General features: G+C 39.7%; 21 protein-coding genes and 1 tRNA gene. 18 read left to right on the top strand and 4 right to left on the bottom strand.

The genetic code is table 11. The features are described from left to right. Window positions 1-99 precede the first annotated feature (99 nt). Window positions 100-738: a metal-dependent transcriptional regulator gene (locus tag CS898_RS02645; RefSeq protein ID WP_099208024.1), complete on the top strand. Its 639-nt coding sequence runs from the start codon at window positions 100-102 to the stop codon at window positions 736-738. 32 nt (window positions 739-770) lie between these two features. Further along, on the top strand, window positions 771-1,757 hold the full coding sequence (locus CS898_RS02640) for a hypothetical protein (protein ID WP_099208023.1): 987 nt from the start codon (window positions 771-773) through the stop codon (window positions 1,755-1,757). 285 nt (window positions 1,758-2,042) lie between these two features. Here the strand turns inward: CS898_RS02640 and CS898_RS02635 are convergent. Next, a tRNA-Thr gene (locus tag CS898_RS02635) sits at window positions 2,043-2,118 on the bottom strand. Between the two features lie 60 nt (window positions 2,119-2,178). Continuing rightward, window positions 2,179-2,793 carry an HAD family hydrolase gene (locus CS898_RS02630; RefSeq protein ID WP_099208022.1) on the bottom strand — a complete coding sequence of 205 codons (615 nt, stop codon included), beginning with the start codon at window positions 2,791-2,793 and terminating at the stop codon, window positions 2,179-2,181. Window positions 2,794-2,949: 156 nt separating this feature from the next. Here CS898_RS02630 and CS898_RS02625 point away from each other — a divergent pair, with 156 nt between their 5' ends. The 16 genes from CS898_RS02625 to CS898_RS02550 all read left to right on the top strand — a co-directional run bounded on the left by CS898_RS02625 (window position 2,950) and on the right by CS898_RS02550 (window position 23,660). Then, the gene (locus tag CS898_RS02625) at window positions 2,950-3,993 is read left to right on the top strand and encodes a DNA polymerase IV (RefSeq protein WP_099208021.1); all 1,044 of its coding nucleotides are present in this window, start codon (window positions 2,950-2,952) and stop codon (window positions 3,991-3,993) included. 9 nt (window positions 3,994-4,002) lie between these two features. Further along, window positions 4,003-4,416 carry a PaaI family thioesterase gene (locus CS898_RS02620; RefSeq protein ID WP_099208020.1) on the top strand — a complete coding sequence of 138 codons (414 nt, stop codon included), beginning with the start codon at window positions 4,003-4,005 and terminating at the stop codon, window positions 4,414-4,416. A 104-nt stretch (window positions 4,417-4,520) separates the two neighbouring features. Next, window positions 4,521-5,435: a DMT family transporter gene (locus CS898_RS02615; RefSeq protein ID WP_099208019.1), complete on the top strand. Its 915-nt coding sequence runs from the start codon at window positions 4,521-4,523 to the stop codon at window positions 5,433-5,435. Between the two features lie 314 nt (window positions 5,436-5,749). After that, on the top strand, window positions 5,750-6,124 hold the full coding sequence (locus CS898_RS02610) for a YbaN family protein (protein WP_099208018.1): 375 nt from the start codon (window positions 5,750-5,752) through the stop codon (window positions 6,122-6,124). Next, on the top strand, window positions 6,117-7,835 hold the full coding sequence (locus CS898_RS02605; RefSeq protein WP_099208017.1) for an ABC transporter ATP-binding protein/permease: 1,719 nt from the start codon (window positions 6,117-6,119) through the stop codon (window positions 7,833-7,835). The genes CS898_RS02610 and CS898_RS02605 overlap by 8 nt, the downstream gene beginning before the upstream one ends. Further along, window positions 7,822-9,468, top strand: coding sequence for an amino acid ABC transporter ATP-binding/permease protein (locus tag CS898_RS02600; protein WP_099208016.1), 1,647 nt, complete (start codon window positions 7,822-7,824; stop codon window positions 9,466-9,468). Before CS898_RS02605 ends, CS898_RS02600 begins: the two co-directional genes overlap by 14 nt. Before the next feature lie 10 nt (window positions 9,469-9,478). After that, the gene (locus tag CS898_RS02595) at window positions 9,479-10,318 is read left to right on the top strand and encodes a hypothetical protein (RefSeq protein WP_099208015.1); all 840 of its coding nucleotides are present in this window, start codon (window positions 9,479-9,481) and stop codon (window positions 10,316-10,318) included. A 432-nt stretch (window positions 10,319-10,750) separates the two neighbouring features. Next, window positions 10,751-12,055: an iron transporter gene (locus CS898_RS02590; protein ID WP_234976007.1), complete on the top strand. Its 1,305-nt coding sequence runs from the start codon at window positions 10,751-10,753 to the stop codon at window positions 12,053-12,055. After that, complete coding sequence (locus CS898_RS02585) at window positions 12,042-13,007, top strand: heme-binding Shp domain-containing protein (RefSeq protein ID WP_099208013.1); 966 nt, start codon at window positions 12,042-12,044, stop codon at window positions 13,005-13,007. Before CS898_RS02590 ends, CS898_RS02585 begins: the two co-directional genes overlap by 14 nt. Then, the gene (isdE, locus tag CS898_RS02580) at window positions 12,994-13,872 is read left to right on the top strand and encodes a heme ABC transporter substrate-binding protein IsdE (RefSeq protein WP_099208012.1); all 879 of its coding nucleotides are present in this window, start codon (window positions 12,994-12,996) and stop codon (window positions 13,870-13,872) included. Before CS898_RS02585 ends, isdE begins: the two co-directional genes overlap by 14 nt. Further along, window positions 13,859-14,848: a FecCD family ABC transporter permease gene (locus tag CS898_RS02575; protein ID WP_009431942.1), complete on the top strand. Its 990-nt coding sequence runs from the start codon at window positions 13,859-13,861 to the stop codon at window positions 14,846-14,848. The genes isdE and CS898_RS02575 overlap by 14 nt, the downstream gene beginning before the upstream one ends. Further along, window positions 14,838-15,602 carry an ABC transporter ATP-binding protein gene (locus CS898_RS02570; protein WP_099208011.1) on the top strand — a complete coding sequence of 255 codons (765 nt, stop codon included), beginning with the start codon at window positions 14,838-14,840 and terminating at the stop codon, window positions 15,600-15,602. Before CS898_RS02575 ends, CS898_RS02570 begins: the two co-directional genes overlap by 11 nt. Beyond that, window positions 15,603-16,121 (top strand): flavodoxin family protein, encoded by a 519-nt coding sequence (locus CS898_RS02565; RefSeq protein WP_099208010.1) that lies wholly within the window; start codon window positions 15,603-15,605, stop codon window positions 16,119-16,121. 14 nt (window positions 16,122-16,135) lie between these two features. Then, window positions 16,136-18,148 carry an S-layer homology domain-containing protein gene (locus CS898_RS02560; RefSeq protein WP_099208009.1) on the top strand — a complete coding sequence of 671 codons (2,013 nt, stop codon included), beginning with the start codon at window positions 16,136-16,138 and terminating at the stop codon, window positions 18,146-18,148. A gap of 58 nt (window positions 18,149-18,206) precedes the next feature. Then, the gene (locus CS898_RS02555; RefSeq protein ID WP_099208008.1) at window positions 18,207-22,718 is read left to right on the top strand and encodes an S-layer homology domain-containing protein; all 4,512 of its coding nucleotides are present in this window, start codon (window positions 18,207-18,209) and stop codon (window positions 22,716-22,718) included. 75 nt (window positions 22,719-22,793) lie between these two features. Further along, entirely contained in the window at window positions 22,794-23,660 is an 867-nt protein-coding gene (locus tag CS898_RS02550) for a stalk domain-containing protein (protein WP_099208007.1), read from the top strand. Between the two features lie 103 nt (window positions 23,661-23,763). On the opposite strand, the gene CS898_RS02545 is transcribed toward CS898_RS02550, so the two are convergent. Further along, window positions 23,764-24,312 (bottom strand): RDD family protein, encoded by a 549-nt coding sequence (locus CS898_RS02545; RefSeq protein ID WP_099208006.1) that lies wholly within the window; start codon window positions 24,310-24,312, stop codon window positions 23,764-23,766. Beyond that, entirely contained in the window at window positions 24,312-25,364 is a 1,053-nt protein-coding gene (sppA, locus tag CS898_RS02540; RefSeq protein ID WP_099208005.1) for a signal peptide peptidase SppA, read from the bottom strand. Before sppA ends, CS898_RS02545 begins: the two co-directional genes overlap by 1 nt. Between the last annotated feature and the right edge of the window lie 4 nt (window positions 25,365-25,368).

Below are 25,368 nucleotides of genomic sequence, written 5' to 3'. Positions count from 1 at the left end.
ATTCTGAGAATCTCTGTTTTTTTCGTGGAAAAATTTTGGAGACTGGTGTATAATGAGAATATAAATCAATTTAGGGCAACCGAATTAGGAGGCGAGAAAATGAGTCGACAACAAGAAAGCTATTTAAAGGTTATTTATGACCTAATGCTTCGCTATGGCCATGCCAGCAATAAAAAAATAGCAGAGGATTTAAATGTGGCTCCAGCCTCTGTAACGGAAATGGTCCGGAAGTTAAAAGAAAACAACTGGGTCCAGGTGAGTTTTCACAAGATTACCCTTACGCCGGAAGGAGAGGCCCGGGTAAAAAACCTCCTGGACCGTCACCGGCTTTGGGAAACTTTTTTGTTGACTAAGCTGGACTATCCCCCGGACCTGGTCCATGATTTGGCAGAAAGTTTGGAACACGCCTCCGACAGCCAGCTTATTGACCGGCTAAATAAGTACCTGGCCTATCCCGAAACCTGCCCCCATGGTGGGCCCATTTACGTCAACGGAGGCTGTGAGGCAAGAGAGTCTTTGTGGGGCAAGGAAGACCAGGGACCCTTTGAAATCGTTCAAATTATTGATGAAATCAACTATAAGCATTATGAGCGTAGAGGCCTGCTTCCTGGTGCCCAATTGGAGTTGAAGAAGAAATTTTCTGAAAATATGACTGTGAGCCTGGAAGGGAAGAAGGCCACCTTGAGCAAGGAAGAGGCAGAAAATATTCTGGTGGTAAAAAATAGTCAAGAGGCTTAATTTGTGGTAAAATAACACAGATAGGAGGAGCCATGAAAAAACTAATCTTGCTATTTTCCTTATGCCTGTGCCTGACTGCTTGTTCAAGCCTAGAGACGGGCCTAGAAAAAGCCAAGGATCTTTTACCGAAAGAATCCAGCCAGGAAAGTAAAACAAATAAAGAAGAATCTATTTTTACAAAAATAAAGGAAGTCCAAAACGACACCCCCTTGTCCAAGGGTGTGGTGGGGTCTGTCAACGGGGTGGACCTCTTCCATGAAGCGGGTAACCACTTGGAAGACCCCAGTCTTATGATCGAAGGAGTCAACGACTTTAGTGGAGGTAAAGACCTGAGCCAATTGACAGAAGTTGGAGACTACCTGGTGGACTATGAAATGGGAGCCAGTATGATTCGGGAGTTGCTTTTAAAGGACAACCCCCACCGTTATGAAACAAAGGCGGTGGAAGTCACTCCCAGCCAGGAGGACCTGACCTATGCCTTGGACTACTTCAACTATCTGACAGAAATCAACACCTGCCTGTCCCAGGACAAGAGCTTTGAAGGGGCAGCCCTTTATCCAACCCTGATTTGGGCAAAGCAATACAAGGATAGCGACTTGACAGCCTATTATTTTAGGGAATACATTGACGGAGACATCCGGTCTTCCGGCAACCAGGCCACAGTAGTCATGGATAAAAACCACCGTCTGGTCCACTACTTGTCCTATGGCAAGAGAAATCCCCTGACCTTGGCCTACAAGCCTAATTGGTCCAAGGAAACAGCCATTAAAAAGCTGGTCCGACAATTGGGGAAAAACATCGGTGGCATTAACGACAACTACGACCTAATCGACTTTTACTACCAAGTTCCGGCCTTTGAAATCACCAAGGCCACAGACAAGCAATACAAGCCCCAGTTTATGGGAGAGTACAAGTCTGACAAGAATATCTACATGGTTTATGTCCGCCATGATGGAGACTATGTGGGAGGGCAAGAAAGCCAAGACCAGGCTCAAAAAACAAGTGAAGATGTGGAATAAAAAAGCGTGAACTAGGTGTTCACGTTTTTTCTATTTCAAGGGCAAACTTTTTTAACTTAACATAAAAGCCCAGTAATCTCAAAAGACGACTGGGCTATATACCATACAATAATCTGGGCCATGGAAACTGTGTAAGTGAAGATCCTTAAGGTTTGTATTCTCCTAACTTAACATGAAGATAAGTCAAGAGTTAATTTCAAGGAACACGAATCCTAGGTGAAAAAAAGAACAAAAAAACCATGCTAAGTCTTGAAAACAAGCCATTATAGCATGGGAATTTTTCTATGGAGCTACCGGGGAGAATCGAACTCCCGACCTGCAGGTTACGAATCTGCTGCTCTACCGACTGAGCCACGGTAGCAAGTCTAGTCCTATTTTACAGCGGAGGATTTTCCCTGTCAAGAAGGCCTAGGCTGGGAGATTAGTCCCAAGTCAGGTTTTGGTAGCCCTGGGACCGAACGGGGGAGTTGATTAAAAATCTTTCATGGGCCATGTCTAACATGGGCTTGTCGTCCTTGTAGGAGTCGCTATAGGCTACAGTGGTGTCTTGGCTATAGGGAATCCCTTCTTTTTCAAAGAGGGCCTTGAGCCGGCGGACCTTTTCTTCCTTGGCATGGTTTAATCCGAGAATCTTGCCGTCAATAAATTGGGTTCCCAGGATGTAGTCAAAGCCTAGGTCTCTACCCAGGGGCACCAGGTAGGGCTCCATAGAAGCACTGACTAAAAAGAGGACATAGCCTTCTTCTTTTCTCCGGGCAATTTCCTTCAAGGCATCCTTATAGTATCTTTTGGGCATGACGTTATGTAAAAAGACGTCTTTTTCTTCCGGGGTCAAGAGGTCGTAATACTTTAAAACAGAATTTTTTAAGTGGCGATAGTCTCCTGAAAGAAAGGAGTGGGCCAGGGCAAAGATAAAACGTAAGGCAAAGGCCAGGGCATGCAGGGGGTAGCGTCTAAAAATAAATTTTAAAAGGGTCCCGATGGAATGCTCCCGGGTTATGGTCTTATCAAAATCAAATAGGGCAATTTTTTTCATCCTATACCTCCATGGTCTTTATTTTACCATACTTTAGGGGGAATAAAAGGGAAAGTTTTCCCGGGACTTGTGTATTTTAAAAGCCTGGGACTTGTAGTATACTAAAGGGGTAAGTATCTTTTAACTTGTGCTGGATTCCAGTTAGAATTTAGGTGAATGATGAAGATTCTCCATGTGGACCTAGATGCCTTTTATGCATCGGTTGAAGAGTTGGACCATCCTGAATACAGAAACAAGCCCATGGCGGTAGGGGGCCAAAGGGACGATGGAATTTTGACAACGGCTAATTATGCCGCCAGGGCCTATGGGGTCCACTCAGCCATGCCAGTTTTTATGGCCAAGAGTCTTTGCCCTCAACTTAAGGTCCTCCCCCTCCACCGGAAAAAATACCTGGAAAAATCCCGAGAGGTCTTTGGAGTTCTAAGGACCTTTAGTCCCTTGGTGGAACAGGTTTCCATTGATGAAGCCTATCTTGCCATTGACCACTGGCCCGGAGACTATGAAAAAAGAGCCCTGGCCCTGAAGAAGGCTGTCAAGGACAAGACGGGCCTAACCCTATCTGTAGGCCTTTCCTACAATAAATTTTTGGCCAAGCTGGCCAGTGATTGGAATAAACCGGATGGCTTTTTCATGATTAGGCCCCAGGATATTCCAGACCTCCTTCTTCCCTTGAAGGTAGAAAAGGTCCATGGAGTGGGGCAAAAGTCGGCAGAAAAGTTAAAAGCTTTGGGAATCTACACTGTCCAAGACCTCTACCAACTGGACCGGGCCTTTCTCTACCAGCACTTTAATAAGGCCGGGATCCAATGGTATGACCGAATCCGGGGCATTGATCAAAGAGAGGTTACACCTGCCAGCAAGAGGAAGAGCCTGGGAACGGAAACAACCCTGGAAAGGGCCAGCCAGGACCCTGAGCTTTTATGGACCTATATCCAGAACCTTTGCCGGGAATTGGAAGAGGACTGCCTGGACAAAAATATCCAGGGCTATACTTTGACCCTTAAGGTCAAGACGGGGAAGTTTAAAACCCACACCAGGTCCAGGACCTTAGGAAGTCCCATCTACCAGGCAAAAGACATGTTGATGGTATTGGAGGACTTGTTTCAAGAGGTCTACCAAAAAAAAGAAAGTTATCGGTTGGTCGGAGTGACCCTGTCCAACTTAATGGACCGGTCCATCCGGCAATTAACATTTTTATAAGGAGTAAGTATGGGACAATTAGTCTTAACAGAAGCAGAAGTTCGAGAGCGGTTTAAAAAAAGACAAGTCGGTTTTTATGAATTTTTTAATTTTGAATTTGAAGAGTTAACAGATGACCACTTAACCATTAGCCTGGATTGTGGCCATGAAATGTTAAACCCCCTGGGCAATATCCACGGTGGAGTCCTCTTTACCATTGGAGACCAGGCTGCTGGGGTTTTTGCCATGGCAGTGGGCCGGGGGTCTGTCACCCTTAAGGGGAGCATGGATTATTTGCGACCAGGCCAGGTGGGCAAGATCTATGCCACAGCCAGCCTAATCCACAGGACGAAAAGAACGGTCTTGTTGGAAGTCAGCATTGAGCAAAATCAAAGACGGATTGCCTATGGGGTCTACAATTTCTATGTAAGAACTGAAAGGTAAAAAAGAGGCACAAGCGAAGCTTGTGTCTTTCCTTAAAAAGATTAGAAAAACGATTGCATGGGGAAAATCACCTATGCTATACTAGGGGGAGAGAGGAGGATTTTATGAGCAAAAAATTTTATGGAAACCTGCTATTATTCTTAACTGCATTTATTTGGGGAACATCCTTTGTGGCCCAGGTTCTAGGAGGGCAAAGCTCTATTGGACCCTTTACCTTTAACTTTTCTAGAAACCTAGTGGCTGGGTTTTTCCTTTTAATTATTGTGATTCCTTTTTTATCCAGTCGTGATAAAAAGGCCAATAATGGCGTAGCTCCAGTCAAGGGAGACCAAAAGACCTTGATTTTGGGAGGAATCTCCTGTGGACTAGCCTTGTTTTTCGCCATGACCTTCCAACAAATTGGAATTATGGAATCCACTGCTGGTAAGGCTGGCTTTATTACAGCCCTCTACATAGTCATTGTCCCCTTGCTGGGAGTCTTTATCGGCAAGAGGGTAACCTTGAAGATGTGGGCTTGCGTAGTCATTGCAGCCATTGGTATGTATTTACTGAGCTTTAAAAGTGGCTTTAACATTGGCAAGGGCGACATCCTATTGTTGATTTGCGCTGTCTTATTTTCCATCCATATCCTAGTTATTGACCATTTTTCTCCCAAGGTAGATGGGGTTAAGATGAGCTGTATCCAATTTTTCGTATCAGCGCTTCTTTCCTTGATCTTGGCCTTGGTAAAGGAAAATGTGGTTTTTGCCAACATTTTAGAATCGGCCATCCCCATTCTCTATGTGGGAATCTTATCTTCAGGTATTGGCTATACCCTACAAATTGTAGCCCAAAAGGACACCGACCCCACTGTAGCATCCTTGATTCTAAGTCTGGAAAGTGTCTTTGCAGCTATTTCTGGAGCCATCTACCTCCACGAGAGAATGACTCCAAGAGAACTGCTTGGCTGTGCCATTATGATGGCAGCCATTGTCTATGCCCAAGTTCCTGAAAAAAAGAAGCTTGGCAAGCTAAATTAAGCTAACCATAACTACCCGTTTTTAGAGTGACCCCATAAAGTTGGACCTAATCGAGTAAGCATTTCGCTTGCTCGATTTTGTTATTACAAACATTCGTTCTATGCGGATTGTATGCATAAAACATACCACATCCTGTCATGTTAAGATGATCAGGTGATAGTATAGAGGATAAATATATTCTATGCTTGGGTAGAAGTCAAAAAATAAAATGGTCTTAAAATGATAGGAAGAATCAAAATCCTTTACATAAAAAATCTTCTTTGCTATAATAAAAGCAAAATAGGTTCTGTCTACCCGGCAGAAAGGAGATTTTTGTGAAACCTATTTTTGTTTGTTTAGGATTTATTTTTATGGGTCTAGGGATTCTTGGTGTTTACTTACCCCTATTACCCGCAACACCATTCTTCCTATTAGCGGCAGCTTGCTTTTCCAAAGGATCTAAAAAATTTGATCAGTGGTTTAAATCTACAAATTTATACAAAAAAAACATAAAGCCCCTTAAAAATAAAGAGGGGTTAACTCGCAAAAAAAAGATAAAAATTTTAGCGACGGTAACTTTCTTTTTGGGCATTTCATTTTATTTTGTCAACCATTTTCATGCTAGGTTGGCTCTTATTTTGGTGCTCATTTTTCATTATGTTTACTTCCTTTTTTGCGTGAAAACAAGAACGGAGGAAGAGTATGTTTAATCGCAGACTTTTAAAAGAAATTGAAGGAGAAAAAATACTTATTTTTCTTCTTTGTTTACTTAAGTTGGGGATTTTGGGTTTAAATGTTACTTTAATTTTTTTTCTAGCTGATTTTGTGATGCAAATAACCCAAGGACAGGGAGATTTTTTAGCTTTTTCAGCCAAAGTCATTATGATTATGCTGGCTGGATACCTGTTTACGCGCTTGTATTCTTATATCTCTTACTTTATCTCCATTCGAATTAAAGGGAAGCTGCGTAAGGCGCTTTTTGAAAAAGTTTATGGATTTAAACAAAATTTTGGTCAAAAGGTGTCTATAGCTAAGGTCATACAGACCAGCGTGGAAGGAATTGAACAACTGAATCTTTTTTATGCAGAGATGTTACCTCAAGTTGCATATTCTATTTTAGCGCCTCTTTTATTATTTATGCTCCTTTACCCAATGAATAGAAGCATTTCATTAGCTCTTTTAGCCGTTATACCGGCAATTCCCTTAGCAATTCTTTTAGTGCAAACCTTAGCTTCTAGGGTTGTTAAATCGTATTGGAAATCCTATACAAACTTAGCAGAAGTTTTTATTGACTTTCTTTATGGAATGACAACTTTAAAAATTTTTGAAGCAGATGAGGATCAAAATCAACGCTTAAATAATTTAGCGGAAGATTTTCGTAAAAAGACGATGAAACTTTTAATGGTCCAACTTAATAATATTACAGCAATGGATTTGGTGGCATATTTAGGAACGGGTCTTGGAATTGTTCTATCTATTTCAGCTTTCTTAAAAGGGGAAATGAATTTACGAAATTCTTTGATTTTCATTCTTCTATCACAAGAATTTTTTACGCCCTTACGCCAACTAGGATCCCTTTTTCATGTTGCTATGACAGGAATATCAGCGGCGGAAGACCTATACACTGTCTTAGAAATGGAAGAAAAAAGAGATGGAGAAAATTATTTAGAGGCAGGTGATCTAGAAGTAAGATTTGAAGACTTAGATTTTTCTTATACGGAAAAAACTTTTATGACTAAACTTAACTTAAACTTTAAGAAAAATACCATTACAGCCCTGGTTGGAAGGTCAGGGTCTGGGAAATCAACGATAGCTAAGCTGATCATGGGTCAAATCGAGGCGAAAGGAGGAGAAATTTACTATGGAGAAAAGACGAATCCAAAAAAACAAGATCTCTTAGAATCTCTCGCCTACGTAGATAATACCCCTTATTTTTTCACAGGAAGCCTAGCTTATAATTTGAGAATGGCTAAACCAGATGCCAGTGAAGAGGAATTATGGAAAGTTTTAGATCAACTTTGCTTAGCAGCTTATTTCAAAGAACAAGACGGCTTAAATACAAAAATTAGTGAAAGTGGCAGCAACTTATCTGGAGGACAAAAACAACGACTCGCAATTGCTCGAGTTCTTTTAAAAGGCGCCAGGATTTTAGTTTTAGATGAAGCTATTTCCAACATTGATGCAGAAAGTGAAGAAATCATTCTGGAGCTTTTAGAAGAGTTAAAGAAAAATACGAATATTATCCTCATTACCCACCGCTTAAAAAATACTCGGATTGCAGATTATATTTACTTTTTAGATCATGGGAAAGTTGTGCAAGAGGGTCTTTTTAACCATGTTAAGCGAGAAGGGGTTTTTGCTATGCTCTACCAACAGCAAGAAGAATTAGAAAAGTGGGGGATAAAAAATGCAAACTTATAAAAAATTATTGCTTTTATTAAAAGACCTTTTATTTCTCGTTAGGCCCTTGGCTTTTCCAATGATGGGAGCTGTCTTTTTTGGAGCCTTGGGACATATTTTGGCTACGGCGATTCCAAGTCTTGGGAGTTATTGGCTTTTGACGGGGGAATTCAACGTTAAAACGGGCCTAATAACCTTTGGTGTTTTGGCTCTATGCAGATCCTTATTTCGCTATTTTGAACAACTGTTAAATCATTTTGTGGCTTTTAGAACCTTGGCCATTATACGGGATAAAGTTTTTCGCAAGCTGAGAGATTTAGCTCCTGCAAAAATGGAAGAAAAAAATAAAGGAGAACTCATTTCTGTAATCAGTGCAGATATTGAATTAATGGAAGTTTTTTACGCCCATACTATTTCTCCAGTCGTAATTGCCATTATTCACACCTTGGTTCTTACAATCTTTATGGCAAAGATTCATTGGGCCATAGGTCTTTGTTTATTTGTTTCGCATTTAATTCTTGGAGTAGCTGTGCCTATTTATACAGAGAAAAAATCTAGAGACTTAGGCCCAATCCAAAGAAAAATTTTATCTGATCTCAATCTAAATATTTTAGAAAGTTTTAAGGGGATTAAAGAACTTGTCAATTTCAACTATGGAGATAAAAGATCGCAAGAAGTTACCGAGCAAACCAAGAAATTAAATCAAGCTACAAAAAATTTAATGAGAGACAGTGGTAAAAGTTTTGGCCTTTCAAGGCTTTTGGTTTTTGCTTTATCTGGATTTTTTGGAGTTTTTGCTGCGAAACTTTATCAAGATGGACAAATTCCTTTTAACCTATTTATTGTTTCCTGGGTTATCTTTTTATCATCCTTTGGACCGACATCGGCCCTAGCTTCCTTAGCCAACAATCTTGTGGTAACTCTAGCTTGTGCCAGGAGAGTCCTAGGCCTCTTAAAAGAAGATCCTAAAGTAGACGAAGTACTGGGAGGAAAAACTCTTGATTATGAGAATTTTAAAGTTGAAAAAGTCACTTTCTCTCATGATAAGACACCCTTATTAGATCAATTTTCTATGGAAGGAGGAAAAAACCAAATCATTGGATTGGCGGGGAAATCTGGTTGTGGGAAATCGTCCCTTATTCACTTGATGATGCGGTTTTATGATCCGGAAAAAGGAAAAGTAAACTATAATGGAATTAATTTAAAAGAGATAAATAGTTCAAGCTTAAGAAAGAATATAGGGTATTTGTCACAGTCTACCCACTTATTTAAAGGGAGTATTCGAGATAATTTATTAATTGCCAAAAAAGGTGCTACAGAAGAAGAGTTAATTTATGCTTGTAAAAAGGCGGCTATTTATGATTTTATAAAGGATTTGCCGCAGGGCTTGGACACAGAAATTGTACGAGATCAAAACCTTTTATCTTCTGGAGAGATGCAACGGCTTTCTATGGCCAGATTATTTTTAAAAAATCCGAAACTCTACCTTCTAGATGAACCAACAGCGAATGTCGATGCCATGACAGAAGGGATGATCTTAAAGTCTATCTATCAAGATAGGCAAGATAAAACTATCTTAATCACATCTCATCGAGAATCTACCTTAAGAATATGCCAGGCAGTCATCTATATGCAAAGACAGATTCGATCTTAGAGGGAAATGCATGACGAATTTAAACTTAACCAAACCTCAGATAAATTATTTACTCTATATTTTAGAAAATAAAGGACCAAAGACGATTACAGGCTGTGCAAATTATTTTATCTGTTCAAAAACCAACGCTAAAAAAATCCTAGACAAAATGATGACTGTGGGTCTCTTATATAAGAATGGACAAGACTATCAATTGACAAAAATTGCCTATAAAATTGCTTTGGACTACCATCAAAGAAAAGAAAATTTAGAGCTTTTTTTACAGGAAACTTTTTGTCTAAATGAGGAGGAAATAAAAGAACTTGTAAGTATTCTTTTAACAAGCAAGGGAGAAATTTTTTTTAATCAAATAAATAAGAAAGTAAAAATTCTTAGGGAAATTCATACAAAAAAGCTAGATAAAAAAGATTGGACAAATTACGACTTTAAAAAGTATTTTTTGCCAGGCCTATATCCTATAACCTGTTGCTTGTATAAAAAATCAAAAGAGGATTTTTCTCGTTTAAAACCTTGTATTCTTCGGGAAAATTTTGAAGCACAAGCTTATCTTGAGGTCAATGAGGACATTTCGATTCAATTAAAGGCAACAAGAATGACAAAAAATCAAGAAGGCTATCAAAAAAAGAGCGTTGTATCGAAGATTTCTTATTTTGGAGAAAATGGAAAAGAGGAAATAAATTCTAAAAACGGATTATTTACCTTGCATCTACCCCAAGACCTGTCGTGGTATAACCTAGGACAAGGTTTGTTGCAAACTGGAATTTATTTAACGATAGAATCCTATCTTGGCCTAGGCTTACAAGTGGAAAGAGTTGTATGTATATTAACTTTAAACCTGTTCAATATTTAAGAAAAACAAAACCAGGGTTAACAAAAAGAAGAGAGAGAATTTTGGCAAAATGTACAAACAATAAAGTGTAAATTATACGAAATTTATTAAATAAGATAAAAAAAACTATAAAGTTTAATAAAAGAGAGAAATAAGTTAACCTAGGTTAACTTATTTTTTTATAGGAAAAGACTTTTTAAAAAGAGGAAATACGTTATATTAATAGCATAATGATAATAACTATCAACGGGTAGATAGAATTACTATTTGAGAAAGGAATGAATGCTCACTAAAATGGAGATTAATTTACAAGTAAAAAGACTAGTTTTAGCCTTATTGTTTGTATGGATTAGTTTAAGTTCAGTGTATGGACAGGACCAAGGTCCTCCTATAGACGGACCAGTTGAATTGGAAGATGGCTGCTATACAGTCCCCATTAAACTTTGGCATGCCATGGAAGAAAAACCATCAATGGGGAACCAGGCTTTTATACAAATGGGAAATTTAGTTGTAAAAAATAAAAAAGCCTCTCTTTATGTTGGCACGGATTTGATGGAGTACATGAACATTAAGGCTTCATTAATTAATTTATATGTAGAACAAAAAGATGGTACATATCAAGCAACAAAAAAAGGTTGTTATGAAATTGAAGTGCCCAATGAAGCGGAAAAAAGACCTAGAGTTTTTGTGGTGGAACTGCTAAACCAGGATCAAATGGTTAACGTTTATGTTGATCCAAAAGTAGAACCCATGGGAGATGAACCTATTCGAGCTCGAATAAAAATTGACTGGGATCAGGCAAAAAAGATTACTCCAGACCAAGCAACATTGGTTGCCAAGTATAAAGAGGGACCTAGAAAATCAGATTTTAAAAAAGAAAATTCAGGAAGTAAAGAAAATAAGGGGCTTTATGTGGATTATCCTGGGAATTGTTTTTTAGAAGAATTTTCTTTTTATGGAAACAGATTAACAGGATCAGAAGCCCAAGGTATTTCTAAGGATTTTTCTCCCTTAGACCAGGTCAATGTTTTTAATATTGACTTTTTAGGAAATCTGGATCATTTTACTGGGAAAGAGAAATCAATCCAAGCGACTCGAAAAAAAGTCTCACCTCAAAAAAGTTTTACGGTGAAATTGCCTCTTTTAAAATTTAAAAAAACGGATAGTTTAAATTTGTACGACTATACACAAGGAGCTAAGAAAAAAATAGATTTTCAAACAGATGAAAAATTTGTTTCTTTTCAAACAAAAAAACCAGGAAATTATGTTCTGGTAAACAGTGGAGGAAAAGAAGGTGTGGCGAATATGCCAGCTGAAAATTCTTTAAGTCAAGCATCCGTTGCGCTACAAGGATCAACAGCTGCTGAAAGAGGAAAGGCCTTCTTGCAAAGCGTTAAGAAACCCCAGGCTACATCTGTAAAAAGCACTCAGGGTCTTTCTGTTCAAAGTGGAGCTGCAGGATCTGGCCAAGTTTTAGCTCCCGCAGACCTCCCGCCTCTTGGACAAGTGGATATGGCTAGTAATTCTTCTCAAATAGAAGAAAATAATCCAACAAAAGAAGATGAGCAGTCCAAGAGCGTAGAAAAAGGAAAAAAGATGAAAGAATCAGGGCCTATTATAGGTTTAATCTTACTTTTATTCGCAGCTATATTGACAGCGGCCATAGTTATCTCTCGAAAACTTTTAAAAGAAATTGCTTTTATTCAGGAAGAAGAGACCTTTATAAAAGAAATGGAGCGGAAAAATGAGGAAAAGTAAAATCTTCCTTTGCCTGACACTGATTTTACTGTTTGGATTTAGTCAAGAAGCCTTGGCTTATACGCAAGAAATATTCAAGGCAACGCCTTATTACATTCATCCAGTTACAGGTGTAATTGAAGATCCTGGTAACAACCCAGGCATTGGCCAAGGAATGACAGAAAATGTTGTTCACCCTCAGGCTTTGGTCGAAACCACAGATGACGGGAGAATCTTTCTTTCGGTTCGATACAATCTAGCCAATTACATTAAGAATGAAACCTTTGCGGTTCAAAAACGAGGCGATGCTTCTTTTTATTCTGTTCCAGCTCAGGTGACAGCATCTACAGAAACGACGAAAGACTACCGCATTGAAATTCCATCAAAAGACGTAATCGTTCGAGGAAGTTTTTTCGTGGGCCCCATGGGAAGGGATGTTATTTTTTACTATGACATTACAAATCCAACGCCTGGAAACACGGATTTTAAAACTCTGTCTGGTGGAGCGACAAGCTCTAGCTCTAAGGCACCTATTCAAAACCAAAGCCAGACCTCACAAGTACAAACATCGAATCAGGCATCTACTGCAATTTCAGAGAACACTGCAGGAGCTACAAATCTTCCAAGTGCTGGACAAACTATTCCAGCGGCTCAACTAGGAGAGAAAGTCGAGCAAAAAGTGGTTAACTCAAAATTTTCGGCTGGAGATCTAGGCTATAAGCATGGACTCTTGACAAAAGATGATCCACAAATTAAAAAGCTTTATTATTCTGATCAAAAAGACAAGAAAAAAGGAGTAAAAAAGAAAGCCCCTCTAGGGCCTATAACAAAAGCCTTTATCTATGCTGGAATTGGACTTTTGACCCTTCTGGTATTTGTCGGAATCCTTGCTACCGTTGGGCTCTATATTTACTATAAGAGCCTAGAAAGAAAGACCTATTCTAGAATGGAGGACCTGTATGAAAAAGACTAAAATGATCATTCTAGTTCTAACTTGTATTATTTTGTTAACATCTTGTGTCGATCAAAAGCAGGGATCGAAATCAGCTGGTAAAGGAAACCTTAAAATTGCAGCTACTTCCATGGCTACTGTCTATATTATGGAAAAGCTTAATTTAGACCTAGTGGCTGTGCCAGATTCCAAGATAGACCCCATGCCGGAACGATACAAAGATGTACCAAAAGTTGGAATGGCTATGACACCGGATATTGAAAAGTTAAAGGCTATTCAACCAGATTATGTTTTTTCACCTGTATCTTTGATTTCAGATCTCTTGCCAAAATATAAGGCTGCCGACCTGGACTATGGATTCTTAAACCTCAACAATATTGAGGGTATGTATAAATCCATTGATGACTTGGGTAAACTACTAGATCGAGAAAAAGAAGCAAAGGCCCTAAGAGATGACTATGAAAAATTCATAAAAGATTATCGGAAAAAACACGAAGGGAAAAAAGCTCCAAAAGTTTTAATTCTTATGGGATTGCCAGGGTCTTATGTCGTGGCAACAGAAAACTCTTATGTAGGATCCTTGGTGGAACTTGCAGGAGCAGAAAATGTCTACGCAGGAACAGACCAACAATTCATCACCATTAATACGGAAGATATGCTTCAAAAAGATCCAGACATAATTTTACGGTGTGCTCATGCTCTTCCTGATGAGGTGATGAAAATGTTTGAAAAAGATTTTGCAGAAAATGATATTTGGAAGCACTTTCGAGCAGTTAAGAATGAAGAAGTTCATGACTTGTCTTATAAACGGTTTGGTATGTCGGCTAAATTTAATTATAAAGAAGCCCTAGACGATCTGGAGGCGATTCTCTATGAAAAAGACTAAGGCCATTTCCCTTTATGGAGGCGTTATTTTACTGCTCATTCTCCTAATTCTCTATTCTGCAAAGACAGGATCTATTGAAATGTCCCTATCAAAATTAGTAAGGGGACTCTTTCTAGATTATGATTCCGAAGTGGCTACTGTTTTTGACCTCCGGTTTCCCAGGATTATTATTGCCGTCATAGCAGGAGCTGCCTTAGCTACTTCAGGAGTTCTACTTCAAGCGGTGATGCAAAACCCCCTAACGGATCCTGGCATTATTGGAATCTCTTCAGCAGCCTACTTAACAGCAACTCTGATCACTTTTTTATTTCCGACGTTATTTTACGCTATTCCAGGCTTGTCTGTGATTGGAGGTGTTTTGGCCTATCTTTTGATCTATTCCCTAGCTTGGCAAGGAGGGTCCAACCCCATTAAACTCATTCTGGTGGGGGTAGCTCTAAACATGACCCTTATAGGTATTACCGATGCCCTAAAAGCTATGAATGGGGGGACATTAACAAACGTCCAATCCATCATTGAGGGGAATATTGCCCAAAAAACCTGGGTAGATGTGAAAGTAATGGCGATTTATGGAATTATCGGTTTGCTAGTGTCACTTTTAACAATGCGAACTTGCAATCTTCTTTCTCTAGAAGATGATACGGCAAAGTCTTTGGGCGTAAATGTAAATAGGGATCGATTCTTAGTGGCTCTAATTGCCATCGTTTTAGCTTCAGTATCCACAGCCATTGTTGGAGTTATAGGCTTTTTAGGTCTTATTGTTCCACATATTGGACGAATTCTTGTGGGATCGAACCATAAACACCTCTTACCCTTTTCCATGTTATTAGGAGCGATTATCCTACTTTTTTCCGACACCTTAGGAAGAGTGATAGCTTATCCCTATGAGGTAAAAGCCTCAGTCGTTATGACGGTTTTTGGTGGAATCTTCTTTATTATCCTCTTAAAGATTGGAGGGAAGACCTATGGAAATTAACCATCTCTATTTCGCCTATGGCAAAAAAACAGTTTTAAAAGACCTGAATCTCCAATTTAAGGAAGGAAAAATTACGACTCTGCTAGGAGCCAATGGTTGTGGAAAATCCACCCTATTAAAACTTTGCACTAAGAACTTAGATCCAAAGCACGGAGTCATTCGCCTAGGCAAGATGTCTATTCAACGAATACCACGAAAAGAATTTGCTAAAAAAGTGGCGATTGTTCAACAAAAAAACCAAATTCAGGCAGACCTGACAGTAAAAGACTTAGTGTCTTATGGGCGTACACCTTATATTGCTTTTATGGCAAGGCCCAGCCAAGAAGATTTTGAAGCAGTAGAAGAAGCCATTCATCTTTGCGGTTTAGATGAGTTAAAAGACCGAAAAATTGGAACGCTATCTGGCGGTCAAATTCAAAGAGCATGGATTGCCATGGCTTTGGCTCAAGATAGTCACTATTTATTTTTAGATGAGCCCACCACCTATCTAGATATCAAATATCAAATTGAAGTCTTAAAACTCATTAAAGACCTCAATCAAAGCTTAGGAAAAACGATTGTTATGGTTCTTCATGATATTAATCAGTCGATTCACTTTTCCCATGAAATTATTGGATTAGAACAAGGGGAAGTGGTCTTTCAAGGGACACCCCAAGAAGTTTTAACAGAAGAGAAAATCAGTCAATTGTACGATACCCCCCTTAAGTTGGTTCAACTAGAAGGGAAAAGCTACATTACAGCTAAGGAGGTGTAAATGAAAGGGCTCATTCTCTATTCATCCCTGACGGGAAATACCAAAACAATGGCTCAGGCCATCTATACTAATTTCAAGAAAAGAGGATTGGATTTAGATCTTCAAGAAATTGGACACCATCGTCCCCCAGAAGACTATGACTATGCCTTAATTGGTGCCTGGATAGATAAGGCCAAGCCCAACAAAGCAGCCTTAAAGGTCATTGAAGCAACGAGACAAAAAAACCTAGGTCTCTTTGCTACTTTGGGAGCCATGCCTTATTCAGATCATGGGGTTAAGGTCCAGAAGAATTTGGAAGAATTGTTGAAAGGGAAAAATTCCTTAGGGACTTACCTTTGCCCTGGAAAAGTAGACCCCAAACTTTTAAAAAAGATGGAGGGATTTAGCTCTAAGATCATCCCCAAATCCATTCGAGATCAGATGGTTCAAACGGGAAAAGAATCTAGATATGCAACAAAAGAGGAGCTTAAAGAAGCAGGAGACTACTTTTTTAAGCAAGTTGAAAATTTAAAGAAATAAGTAAGGAGGAAAACTTGAAAAAAAAGATAATGGCCTGGGTATTGGCCTTCCTTATCATTTTTTTACAAATGCCCACGCTTGCCTTTGCAGAAGCAAAAGAAGAAGACCAAGCCCAAAAAACCTATACGGTTCCCGTGCAATTGATGCATGCCTATGATCCAGGTAAAGCATCCATGGGAAATGGTGCTTTAATTCACCAAGCTAAGGTAGTGGTTAAGGATGGGAAAGTCCAAGTAGACTTAACCTTTAAAGGTCTAGAATTTATGAAGATGTATGGACACTTAACCAAGTTATTTACCTATAGAGACAATAATTTTCCGGGAACAGAGACAAGCCCCATGGAAGTTGTCGAGACAATGCAAGATAAGGGCTTAGATGGAAAGTTCCATACCTTTCCAAAAGTACTTCGATTTGAGATGGATCAAAAGGCTTTTTTACAGGCCGAGTGCATTTGGGTCCAAGTCAATGTAGATGCCATGGATGCTTTAAATTCGGATATGCAAGGGGAGGCATCTTATGACAAGATCACCCAAGGTGCTGGAGCGCAAAATGCAAAGTTAGTTTTTGACCTTACAGGAATGAAAGAAGACTTGGAAGGAGGAGAAGAACCTCCTAGTCCTCAACCAGGAATAGCCGACAAAAAAGCCTTGATTAAGGCAATCCAAGATTATGGCAATGCAGGAGGAGAAGCCTATACCTATGAATCCAATACGCGATATGTCAAGGCCTATCAAAATGCCTTAACCCTGCTGGGGCTAGATGCCAGTCAAAAAGTAATTGATGAGGCAGTTAAGAACTTAAAATCAGCTTATGAAGGTCTTGTAAAGGCACAGGCACCCTCTAATGGTGGAAATAGTGGAGGAAATAATTTTAATACTGATACGGGAAATCAAAACGGCAACAACCTTAATCCAGGAAACAACAACCAACAACAAGCAAATGTCATTACCTATCAAGTACCAGTGGAAGTTTTAAAGGCCTTTGACTCCGGTTATTCCATGGCCAATAATGCCATCAACCATACAGCCTATGTTGAAGTGTCCAAAAACCAATGCCGCTATAACGTTCAATTTGGACCTATGCAAAGAAACTTTGGAGGAAAGACTTTAACTGGGAACCTCTACAATCTTTTTATCTTAGATGGGGGAGAAAGGCAAGCAAACCAGGGAGCCAATAACACCTGGTCTTGGATTATGAATAAGAAGGCGGATAAAGTGCGGATTAAGGTTTGGGTAGATGCCATGGACCATATTGCTTCAGATACAGAACATGGGAACCCCTTGATAAAAGGAAAGGGAGCCCAAGAAGCAATTTTATCCCTCAACTGGAATCAAGCCAAAGAAGTATCTCGGTCCGGAACCGCCAATAATAACAATCTCTTTCAAGCTGGTTTCCAAAATAGTCAAACGACTACTAATACCGACCCATTTAAGCAAACAGAAACCCAAAAAACAGTGACTAGCCAAGAAACAGCCATAAAATCAAAAACGGGATTCAGTGACACAAACGGGCATTGGGCAAAAACAGCCATTGACTACGTTACCAGTAAAGGCTACTTTATGGGAATCGGGGGAGGCAAATTTGCCCCAGATGAAACCACAACGAGAGGTCAGTTTGTAACCGTCTTAGGACGAATGGCCCAAGTGAAGACAAAAGATTATTCCTCTTCTAGCTTTTCTGACGTAGCCATTTCTAGCTATTACGGTCCCTATGTGGAATGGGCAGCAAAGAAACAGATTGTCCAAGGTGTAGGGGATGGAAAGTACGATCCAAATCGAACCATCAGCCGAGAAGAAATGGCCCTAATGATACGAAACTTTTTAAAGGCTACCGGGAGAACCATAAAAGAAAAACAAGCAGCAAGTTTTGCTGACCAAGAAGAAATCTCCCCTTGGGCGAAAGATGCTGTCCTAGAGATGGCAAAACTCGGCCTAGTCAAAGGAACAGACAAGGGGAATTTTGAACCCAGAGGACCTTTCACAAGAGCCCAAGTTGCTCAAGTCCTCTATAATATTGACCACCATTAAGTAAAAAGAAAGAACACATCAAAGGATAAAAGTTTGATTGTATTTGAAAGGAGAAAAAATGAAAAATCAAAAAGAATGGGAGCGGTTTTGCTCTGCAACCTTAGCAGGAATACTTCTCATAGGCTCCATGCCCATTTATGCACAAGATAGTCAAGAGGGATTACCTAACCCCAAGCCGGCGATTCAGGCAGCTCTTGGGGAAGAAAAGAAGGTAGAAACTACGCAAAGATATTTAGTTCCTGTGAAACTGATGCATGCCTATGATCCAGGTAGAGCATCCATGGGGAATGGCGCCCTAGTAAAAACAGCATTAGTAACAGTTCAAGGAGACATGGCAACAGTGGACTTCTTTTTAGATGGTCTCTCCTTTATGAATATGTTTGGCCATGTTACCAAGATCTTTTATTATAAAGACAACCACTATGAATATAACGATCCCAAAACACAAGCTATAGAAATGCAAGTCGTTCGAACCCATATGGATACAGATTTAACAGGAAAACCCAGGGAATTTCCCAAGCAACTTCGCTTTACTCTACAAAAAGATTTCTTAGAAAAAGAGGGCTTTGCCTGGGTAAAGGTTTGGGTAGACGCTATGGATTCTATAGCTAATGGTGGAAAGAGCCCTTATGAACCTGGAAAAGCAGGTAAGGGAGAACAAAACGCTAAATTGACCTTTGATTTTTCCCATAAAATTGAAGTGGAGAAAGAGGCTGCTGATGATCTCTATACTGTAGCTTTTTCCAGTAAGTATAAAAATGATCAAAACCAGCTTGCTCCAACCCAAATGGTGATAAAAGGTAAACAAGCCGTGGAACCTAGAGAATTTTCTAAGGGAATGCGGATCCAAAGGGAAGAAAAGGCAGAAAAAAAGACCTATGTCTTTAAAGGATGGTATCAAGGAGACCAAGAATTTGACTTTTCTACTCCCGTTACAGGAGACTTAAAGTTAAGTGCTAAGTGGGAAGAAGCAGCTTCTGTAGACAAAACTGCCTTAGAACAAGATCTTGCCAAGGCCAAGGAAAAATTGAAAACAAGTGAAGGCTTAATTGTTGCAGAAAGTGCAGATCAAGTAGAAAAAGGAACAAAATTTATTGTAAAAACAGCCAAAGAAGCTTTAGAAAAAGCCATTGGAGAAACAGAAACTGTCCTGAAGGATCTAGAAGCAAGCCAAGAAGACATCAATGCAGCAAAAGACAGCCTAGATCAAGCAATAGAAACTTTTGAAGCAGGTATTCAAATAGGGACAAAAGAAAGACCAAGTGACCCTACATCGGAAATCCCCAAATTTACAGACAAGTCTGTTACCGTTGAAGATGCAGCTTTTTATAAAAAAGACTATGATCCAGAAGAGACAGATGAAAAAGAAAAATTAGATACATCCAACGAATTTTGGAGTCAAGAAATAGAATATGAAGAATTTGAAGATAAAGGGATTACGGTTTATAAAATTGGATTTGGGAATCAATTTAAAAAAAGCGATGATGACTATATGTGCTATACGGATGCAGTCAGTGCCCTTTTGGATGGGAAGGAATATAAAGCCGAAATGACCCAAGCAGGCCCAGATCGTTTTTTCCGTTTTGTCTTGCCGGGGAAAGTAAGAAAAGAAGTGCCTTTAAAAATCCATGCGCTCCCTTATGTAGGAACGGACTATGAGTATAAAGAAGTCGTTTTACAAGTTCGAGATACGACAAAACCAGATACTCCCCCGAGTCCCGAAGATCCTCAAAAGATCCAAGATGGAGTCTACCCAGTAAAGGTAGATCTAAAAAATTATTATGAAAATAAAGCATCTATGGGAAATAAGGCCTTGACCCAAGATGCAACGGTTACAGTTAAAGATGGCAAGGCCACCATTAACTTATCGGTAAAACCCATTGACTTTAGTGGCATATTTGGAGGGCTAACCAACATATTTGTTATTAAAGAAGGGACGAAATATAATCATGCGAAAAAGGATAATTTAATCCCAGCACTTGGATCGGAGAAAAAAGCTTTTAAAGACAAGGAAGGCAAGGAAAAAGAATATTTCACTAAATTTACTTTTGATGTGCCCCTGGAAGCAGTGAAAGAAAAAAGAGAAGTAGGGCTTGTTGTTTGGGTAGATGCCATGGACTCCATTGCTGGCGGAACACCTGGTGCGGGGCAACAACCGGCGATGTTAAGAATCTATGGTGGAAACACCCCCATGGATGGGTTCCCTGAAGAAGAGCCTGGTATTCCAAATATGCCAAAAACAGATCCAGCAAGCCCGGTAGATCCTTTGACAAACCCAAAAACGATTTACGGAATGGCAGAACATTATCATGAAGCAGGGGCACCATCCATGGCCAACACAACCCTTGACCACAATGTGCTTGTGGAAGAGTTGGAAGGAAAGACTCGCTATCAAGTGACCTTTAATGAATTTGTAGATAAAGAATTTGGCATTAATGAGCCAATGGTTTCTGTTGGTCAACTTTGGTATAAAGATACAAATGGGAAAGTAAAAGAAGCATACCTAGCAGGCAAAGATGGCAATAAAAGAGTTTATCGCTTTGAAATAACAGGAGGAGTTCAAAATAGGATAGACTTAACTGCCTTAGTAGTACCCATGCAAAAGATTTTAGGGGATGGAGCAGCCATTCAAAAAACTTGGTTAAACTTATCTGATAAACAAATTGAAGGAAAGACAACAGATGACCGTTATGAACGGATCTATTATGAAACTATTCTCGAAGAGGACCCTCAATTGACAGAAGGTTTGGTTCAAGTGAAGACGCCTGGCATTACAGGTCTTAAGAAAGTTTCTAGAACGTATAAAACCATCAATGGTGTGATTACAGGAAAAGCCATTGAGACAAAGGAAGAAGTCATTAAGGATGTACAAAATCAAGTTTTAAGTGTTTGGAATAAGCAGGCTTATGAAGCAAAAAAACTAGCTTATGAAAAAGAAGTGAATCAAAATACGCAAAACTTCCACCCTGGGAAGTTGGTTATTCCAGATCGAGAAGAAATAGAATTTATTGCAAATCCCTTCTTGGGCGGTTATGTCCAAGTTCAAGAGGAAGAAGCAAAGACAACCTATAAACTGCATTTTGCAGCAGATAGTGTTTTAAATTCAATGGTACAAAAAATATCGGTAACTTATAATGGTAAAGACGTCTTGGTTCAAGACTTAGGAACGCAAGCGGATAAATCCACAGAATTTCAATTTACATTAGAAGGTAAGAAGCATACAGAAATCCCCATGGAAGTAAGCTATCGAAATGACCTAAAGACACCTTGTAAGTTGTTAGTTGACCACGATAAGAATGTGGTCTTTAGTCGTGACCTTCTGGACGTGAAAAAATTAGAAGATATTGATTTTAAGGTCATTGAGAGAGAAGATCCAAACTTAGAAAAAGGGAAAACTCGCGTTGAGCAAGAAGGAATTAAGGGTGAAAAATACCAAATCATTTACGGAAAGACTGTAGATGGAAAGATTCTCTTTAAACATGGAAATGGATCCAATTTTGACCAATGGCCTAAGTTGGAAGCAGGAAGAGAAGAAGTGTTGAAGGCACCTGTGGATAAAATTGTCTTAAAGGGGACAAAAGAAAGTCCAAAACCAGTGGATAAAGCAGCCTTAAAGACTATTTTAGAAAAAGCAAAAACAACAAAACAAGCAGATATAACTAGCAAGGATGGAACAGACGTAGAGAAAGACAAGACCTGGGTTACCTCCGAAGTTCAAACTGCCTTCGACCAAGCCTTAAAAACTGCAACAGAAATTGCTGGAAAAGAACAAGCAAGCCAAGATGAAGTCAATCAAGCGGTAGAAAGCTTAAAAGATGCTTTAAGTCAATACAATCTACAAAAGGGGACAAAAGAAACAACTCCTTCAAAACCAGATGTTCCTTCCACACCGAATCACCCAAGTTATCCAAATAAACCATATAAGCCGGGTAGAAAATCATATTCAGAGACAAGTGTAAAAAAAGAAGAACCGAAAAGGGTAGAAGACACAAAAATTTCTGAACAAGTTGTACCCAAGGAGCAAGCTAAGTCACAAGGCTTTACCGATATCGAAGGGCATTGGGCAAAAGATGCCATCAACTATGTTGTTGAAAAAGGATATTTCGAGGGGATTGGCAATAATCAATTTGCACCAGAAGCACCGATTTCTCGAGGGGACTTTGTAACAGTTTTAGGTCGCATGGCAGGGATTGACCCAAATCAATATAGTAAAAATACTTTTAAAGATGTGGGGAGAACTTATTATACACCCTATATTATCTGGGCAGCTGAAAATGGTATTGTCCAAGGGGCTGGAGACGGAATATTCCAACCAAAACGAGATATCAGTCGGGAAGAAATGGCAACGATTATGGCCAAGTATTTAAAAGTTGTCAATAAAAATTTAAAAGAAAAGAGCCAACTAACTTTCCCAGACCAAGGAACTATTTCTTCCTGGGCCAAAGATGCTGTCAATGAAATGGCAAAACTAGGTTTAGTTAAGGGAAATGAAAAGGGAAATTTTGCTCCAAAGGGAATCTTTACAAGAGCCCAAGTAGCTCAAGTTCTCTATAATGTGGACCATAATTAAAAAGATCTTTGGCCGGGAGACCGGCCAAAGGAATGAAATAGGTAGATGAAGAGAAGAAAAAAGAGGAGAATAAAGATGAAAAAATTAGTATTGCTTTTTACCCTAATTTTAGGGCTGCTTTTACCGGGGGTTTCTTTTGCAGCAGGTGAAGAAGTTTATGATGTACCGGTACAATTAAAAAAATATGGCGAAATCGATAAAGATTCTATGGGAAATCCAGCCTTAAAACATATTGCCAGGGTGGTTGAAAAGGATGGCAAGGCCATATACGATATTCAAATGAAAAAGATGGAGTTTATGAGTATGGAAGGGGAGTTAACTAACTTATTTATCTATGACGGAGATAAGGATTCAAATCGCAGTGAAACAAAAAAAACACCCATTCAGGGAGAATATTGTAAAAATCATGAATTTGCAAGACCTAACTTAAAAGAAGATAAAATTTTAGTAGCTGTTTGGGTGGATGCTATGGATGCTCTGCAAGGAGGGGCAAAGGGTGCTGGAGAGCAAAAAGCTTATTTAGTCTTTGATTGGGCGAAGGCTAAGAAGGTTTCAGAAACTCTTAGTCAACAGCCTGCAAAAGCATTGCCTAAGGCAACAGGAGGAATAAAGATTGTGGTCAATGGCAAGACTTTAACTCCTGATGTCGCACCTTATGCTGAAAATGGCCGAACCTTAGTCCCGATTCGATTTATTTCTGAAGCCCTTGGAACAAAAGTAGATTGGAATGGGACCAAACAAGAGGTTACTATAGGAGACAAACTCCTTGTCTTAAAGCTGAACTCCAAGTCTTATTTAGCGCAAGGAAAGGAAAAGACCTTAGATGTTCCTGCAAGTGCTAAGCAAGGACGGACTTTTGTACCTTTACGTTTAATTTCTGAAAATCTTGGAGCAAAAGTGGATTGGGATGGAGCAAGTCAAACTGTAACAATTACAAAATAGTTTCTTAGGAACAAACAAATATTTCATGGATATGATGTAATTAGGTTAAAAGAGTAAAAAACAGGTCTTGAGCTTATAAGCTCAAGACCTGTTTTTGTAGTCCTTATATAAAGTAAGATTTTTGGTAGCTGGGAATTTGATAGACTTGCTCGTAAAAGAGCTCTTGTTCATAGGCGGACTTGATGACCATGGTGTCACAAATTAAGTCTCCCAGGTGTTGTTTTTTGTCCGTAACTCCAGCCAAGAGGTAGAGGGGAAGGACCATTTTTAAGATCAACCGGCAGCAAGCTTCTCGAAAGAAGACATCGGCCCAGTTTAATTCTTTGCCATCTACCCGGACTACTTTGAGGCCCAGGATCATCTTACCTAGGGTTTGTCCCTTGGTTAAACCGGTAGTTAGGACAAAGTAGGCCAGGTAAATCAAGATGGACACCAGGTTTTTTAAAATAGCCTGGTCTGTAAATAGGGGGGTCAGGATTGCCGTGAGGCTTCCCACCAGGACCAGGTCAATGACAAAGGCCACCAGGCGGAGGAAAAATCCCGCCAGGACTCTTTGGTCCAATAGAACCTTTTTGTAGATGGGGTTTGGAACTTCTTTGGGATCTTCTTGCAAGTTCTCTTCTTGAAAGTTATTTTTTTGCTCTTGGTCCATTAGAATCCACCTCCATAGAGGTAGCTGGCCTTGGGACTAGCCAAGCCCTTTTCCAATTCCTTGGCTAAAACTTCTTCCTTGGACTGGCCCTTCATAAAGGGATAGGCTAAAGAGTCCAGAGAAAGCCCGGTAGAATGGGTGAAAATTTCCATATCTTCGTGGCCCAGTTGCTTTTCAAAAGCGGCATAGGCTTGGTCTGGATAGGCAATTTCGTCCACTAGACCGGCTGCCTTGGCTTGGACTCCATCATAGATTCGACCGTCGGCTAGGGGAAGGACTTGGTCCTTGGTCATCTTGCGGCCCTTGGCTACAATATCTACAAAGCGGCCATAGGCTGAGTTGATGTAGTTTTGTAGGATGGCCTTTTCTTCTTCTGTCATGGGGCGGCTGGTAGACCCGATGTCCTTGTGGGCGGCAGACTTGATGGTTTGGTTTTGGATACCAAGTTTATCAAAAAGGCCACTCATGTTGAGGCTAGACATAATAACCCCAATGGACCCGGTAATGGTTTCTTGGCTGGCATAGATTTTATCTGAAGCACAAGAAATATAGTAACCACCACTGGCAGCCATAGACTTCATAACGGCAATAACAGGGATTTTTCTAGCTTTTTTCACTTCCATTACCTTGTCGTAGACTTGGGCACTTTCATAAACGCCCCCACCAGGACTGTCCACTTCCAAGATAATTCCCTTGATGCTTTCATCGTCCTTGGCACTATCCAAGGAGGTCAAGATCAGGTCTTGGTTGTAGCCTGTTCCAGAAGACAGGAGGCTAGACCCCCTGTTGGAGGAAATAACTCCTTCGATGGGAACCAAAAGGATCCGGTTGTCCTTGTCACTTCCTTGGAGGCTGGTTTCTGTCATTTGATTATTTTTTTGAAATAGGCTGGTGAAGAAGTTTTCTGTGTCTTCTTCCTTGGTCTTAAACAGGCTAGATGTAATACCTGAGGAAATACTACTGATGATTAAGAGTAAAATGGCCAGGCCTAGGGCAATCCAACGCTTGGTGTTGGTTGATTTATACTGGTCTTGTCGGTTGTTTTCGGTCATAAAT

The organism is Urinicoccus timonensis (assembly GCF_900232945.1).
Classification (GTDB): domain Bacteria; phylum Bacillota; class Clostridia; order Tissierellales; family Peptoniphilaceae; genus Urinicoccus; species Urinicoccus timonensis.
The sequence above is the reverse complement of the archived record's forward strand: the minus strand, read 5'-3'. Positions and strand labels throughout refer to the sequence as shown.

What these genes read in the sequence shown, in the direction of transcription:
- CS898_RS02590 (WP_234976007.1), top strand. Translation starts at nt 10,751, where the DNA reads ATGGAAGAAAAACCATCAATGGGGAACCAGGCTTTTATACAAATGGGA.
- CS898_RS02595 (WP_099208015.1), top strand. Translation starts at nt 9,479, where the DNA reads ATGACGAATTTAAACTTAACCAAACCTCAGATAAATTATTTACTCTAT.
- CS898_RS02640 (WP_099208023.1), top strand. Translation starts at nt 771, where the DNA reads ATGAAAAAACTAATCTTGCTATTTTCCTTATGCCTGTGCCTGACTGCT.
- CS898_RS02605 (WP_099208017.1), top strand. Translation starts at nt 6,117, where the DNA reads ATGTTTAATCGCAGACTTTTAAAAGAAATTGAAGGAGAAAAAATACTT.
- CS898_RS02625 (WP_099208021.1), top strand. Translation starts at nt 2,950, where the DNA reads ATGATGAAGATTCTCCATGTGGACCTAGATGCCTTTTATGCATCGGTT.
- CS898_RS02555 (WP_099208008.1), top strand. Translation starts at nt 18,207, where the DNA reads ATGAAAAATCAAAAAGAATGGGAGCGGTTTTGCTCTGCAACCTTAGCA.
- CS898_RS02630 (WP_099208022.1), bottom strand. Translation starts at nt 2,793, where the DNA reads ATGAAAAAAATTGCCCTATTTGATTTTGATAAGACCATAACCCGGGAG.
- sppA (WP_099208005.1), bottom strand. Translation starts at nt 25,364, where the DNA reads ATGACCGAAAACAACCGACAAGACCAGTATAAATCAACCAACACCAAG.
- CS898_RS02620 (WP_099208020.1), top strand. Translation starts at nt 4,003, where the DNA reads ATGGGACAATTAGTCTTAACAGAAGCAGAAGTTCGAGAGCGGTTTAAA.
- CS898_RS02550 (WP_099208007.1), top strand. Translation starts at nt 22,794, where the DNA reads ATGAAAAAATTAGTATTGCTTTTTACCCTAATTTTAGGGCTGCTTTTA.
- CS898_RS02575 (WP_009431942.1), top strand. Translation starts at nt 13,859, where the DNA reads ATGAAAAAGACTAAGGCCATTTCCCTTTATGGAGGCGTTATTTTACTG.
- CS898_RS02615 (WP_099208019.1), top strand. Translation starts at nt 4,521, where the DNA reads ATGAGCAAAAAATTTTATGGAAACCTGCTATTATTCTTAACTGCATTT.
- CS898_RS02565 (WP_099208010.1), top strand. Translation starts at nt 15,603, where the DNA reads ATGAAAGGGCTCATTCTCTATTCATCCCTGACGGGAAATACCAAAACA.
- CS898_RS02585 (WP_099208013.1), top strand. Translation starts at nt 12,042, where the DNA reads ATGAGGAAAAGTAAAATCTTCCTTTGCCTGACACTGATTTTACTGTTT.
- CS898_RS02600 (WP_099208016.1), top strand. Translation starts at nt 7,822, where the DNA reads ATGCAAACTTATAAAAAATTATTGCTTTTATTAAAAGACCTTTTATTT.
- CS898_RS02645 (WP_099208024.1), top strand. Translation starts at nt 100, where the DNA reads ATGAGTCGACAACAAGAAAGCTATTTAAAGGTTATTTATGACCTAATG.
- CS898_RS02545 (WP_099208006.1), bottom strand. Translation starts at nt 24,312, where the DNA reads ATGGACCAAGAGCAAAAAAATAACTTTCAAGAAGAGAACTTGCAAGAA.
- CS898_RS02570 (WP_099208011.1), top strand. Translation starts at nt 14,838, where the DNA reads ATGGAAATTAACCATCTCTATTTCGCCTATGGCAAAAAAACAGTTTTA.
- isdE (WP_099208012.1), top strand. Translation starts at nt 12,994, where the DNA reads ATGAAAAAGACTAAAATGATCATTCTAGTTCTAACTTGTATTATTTTG.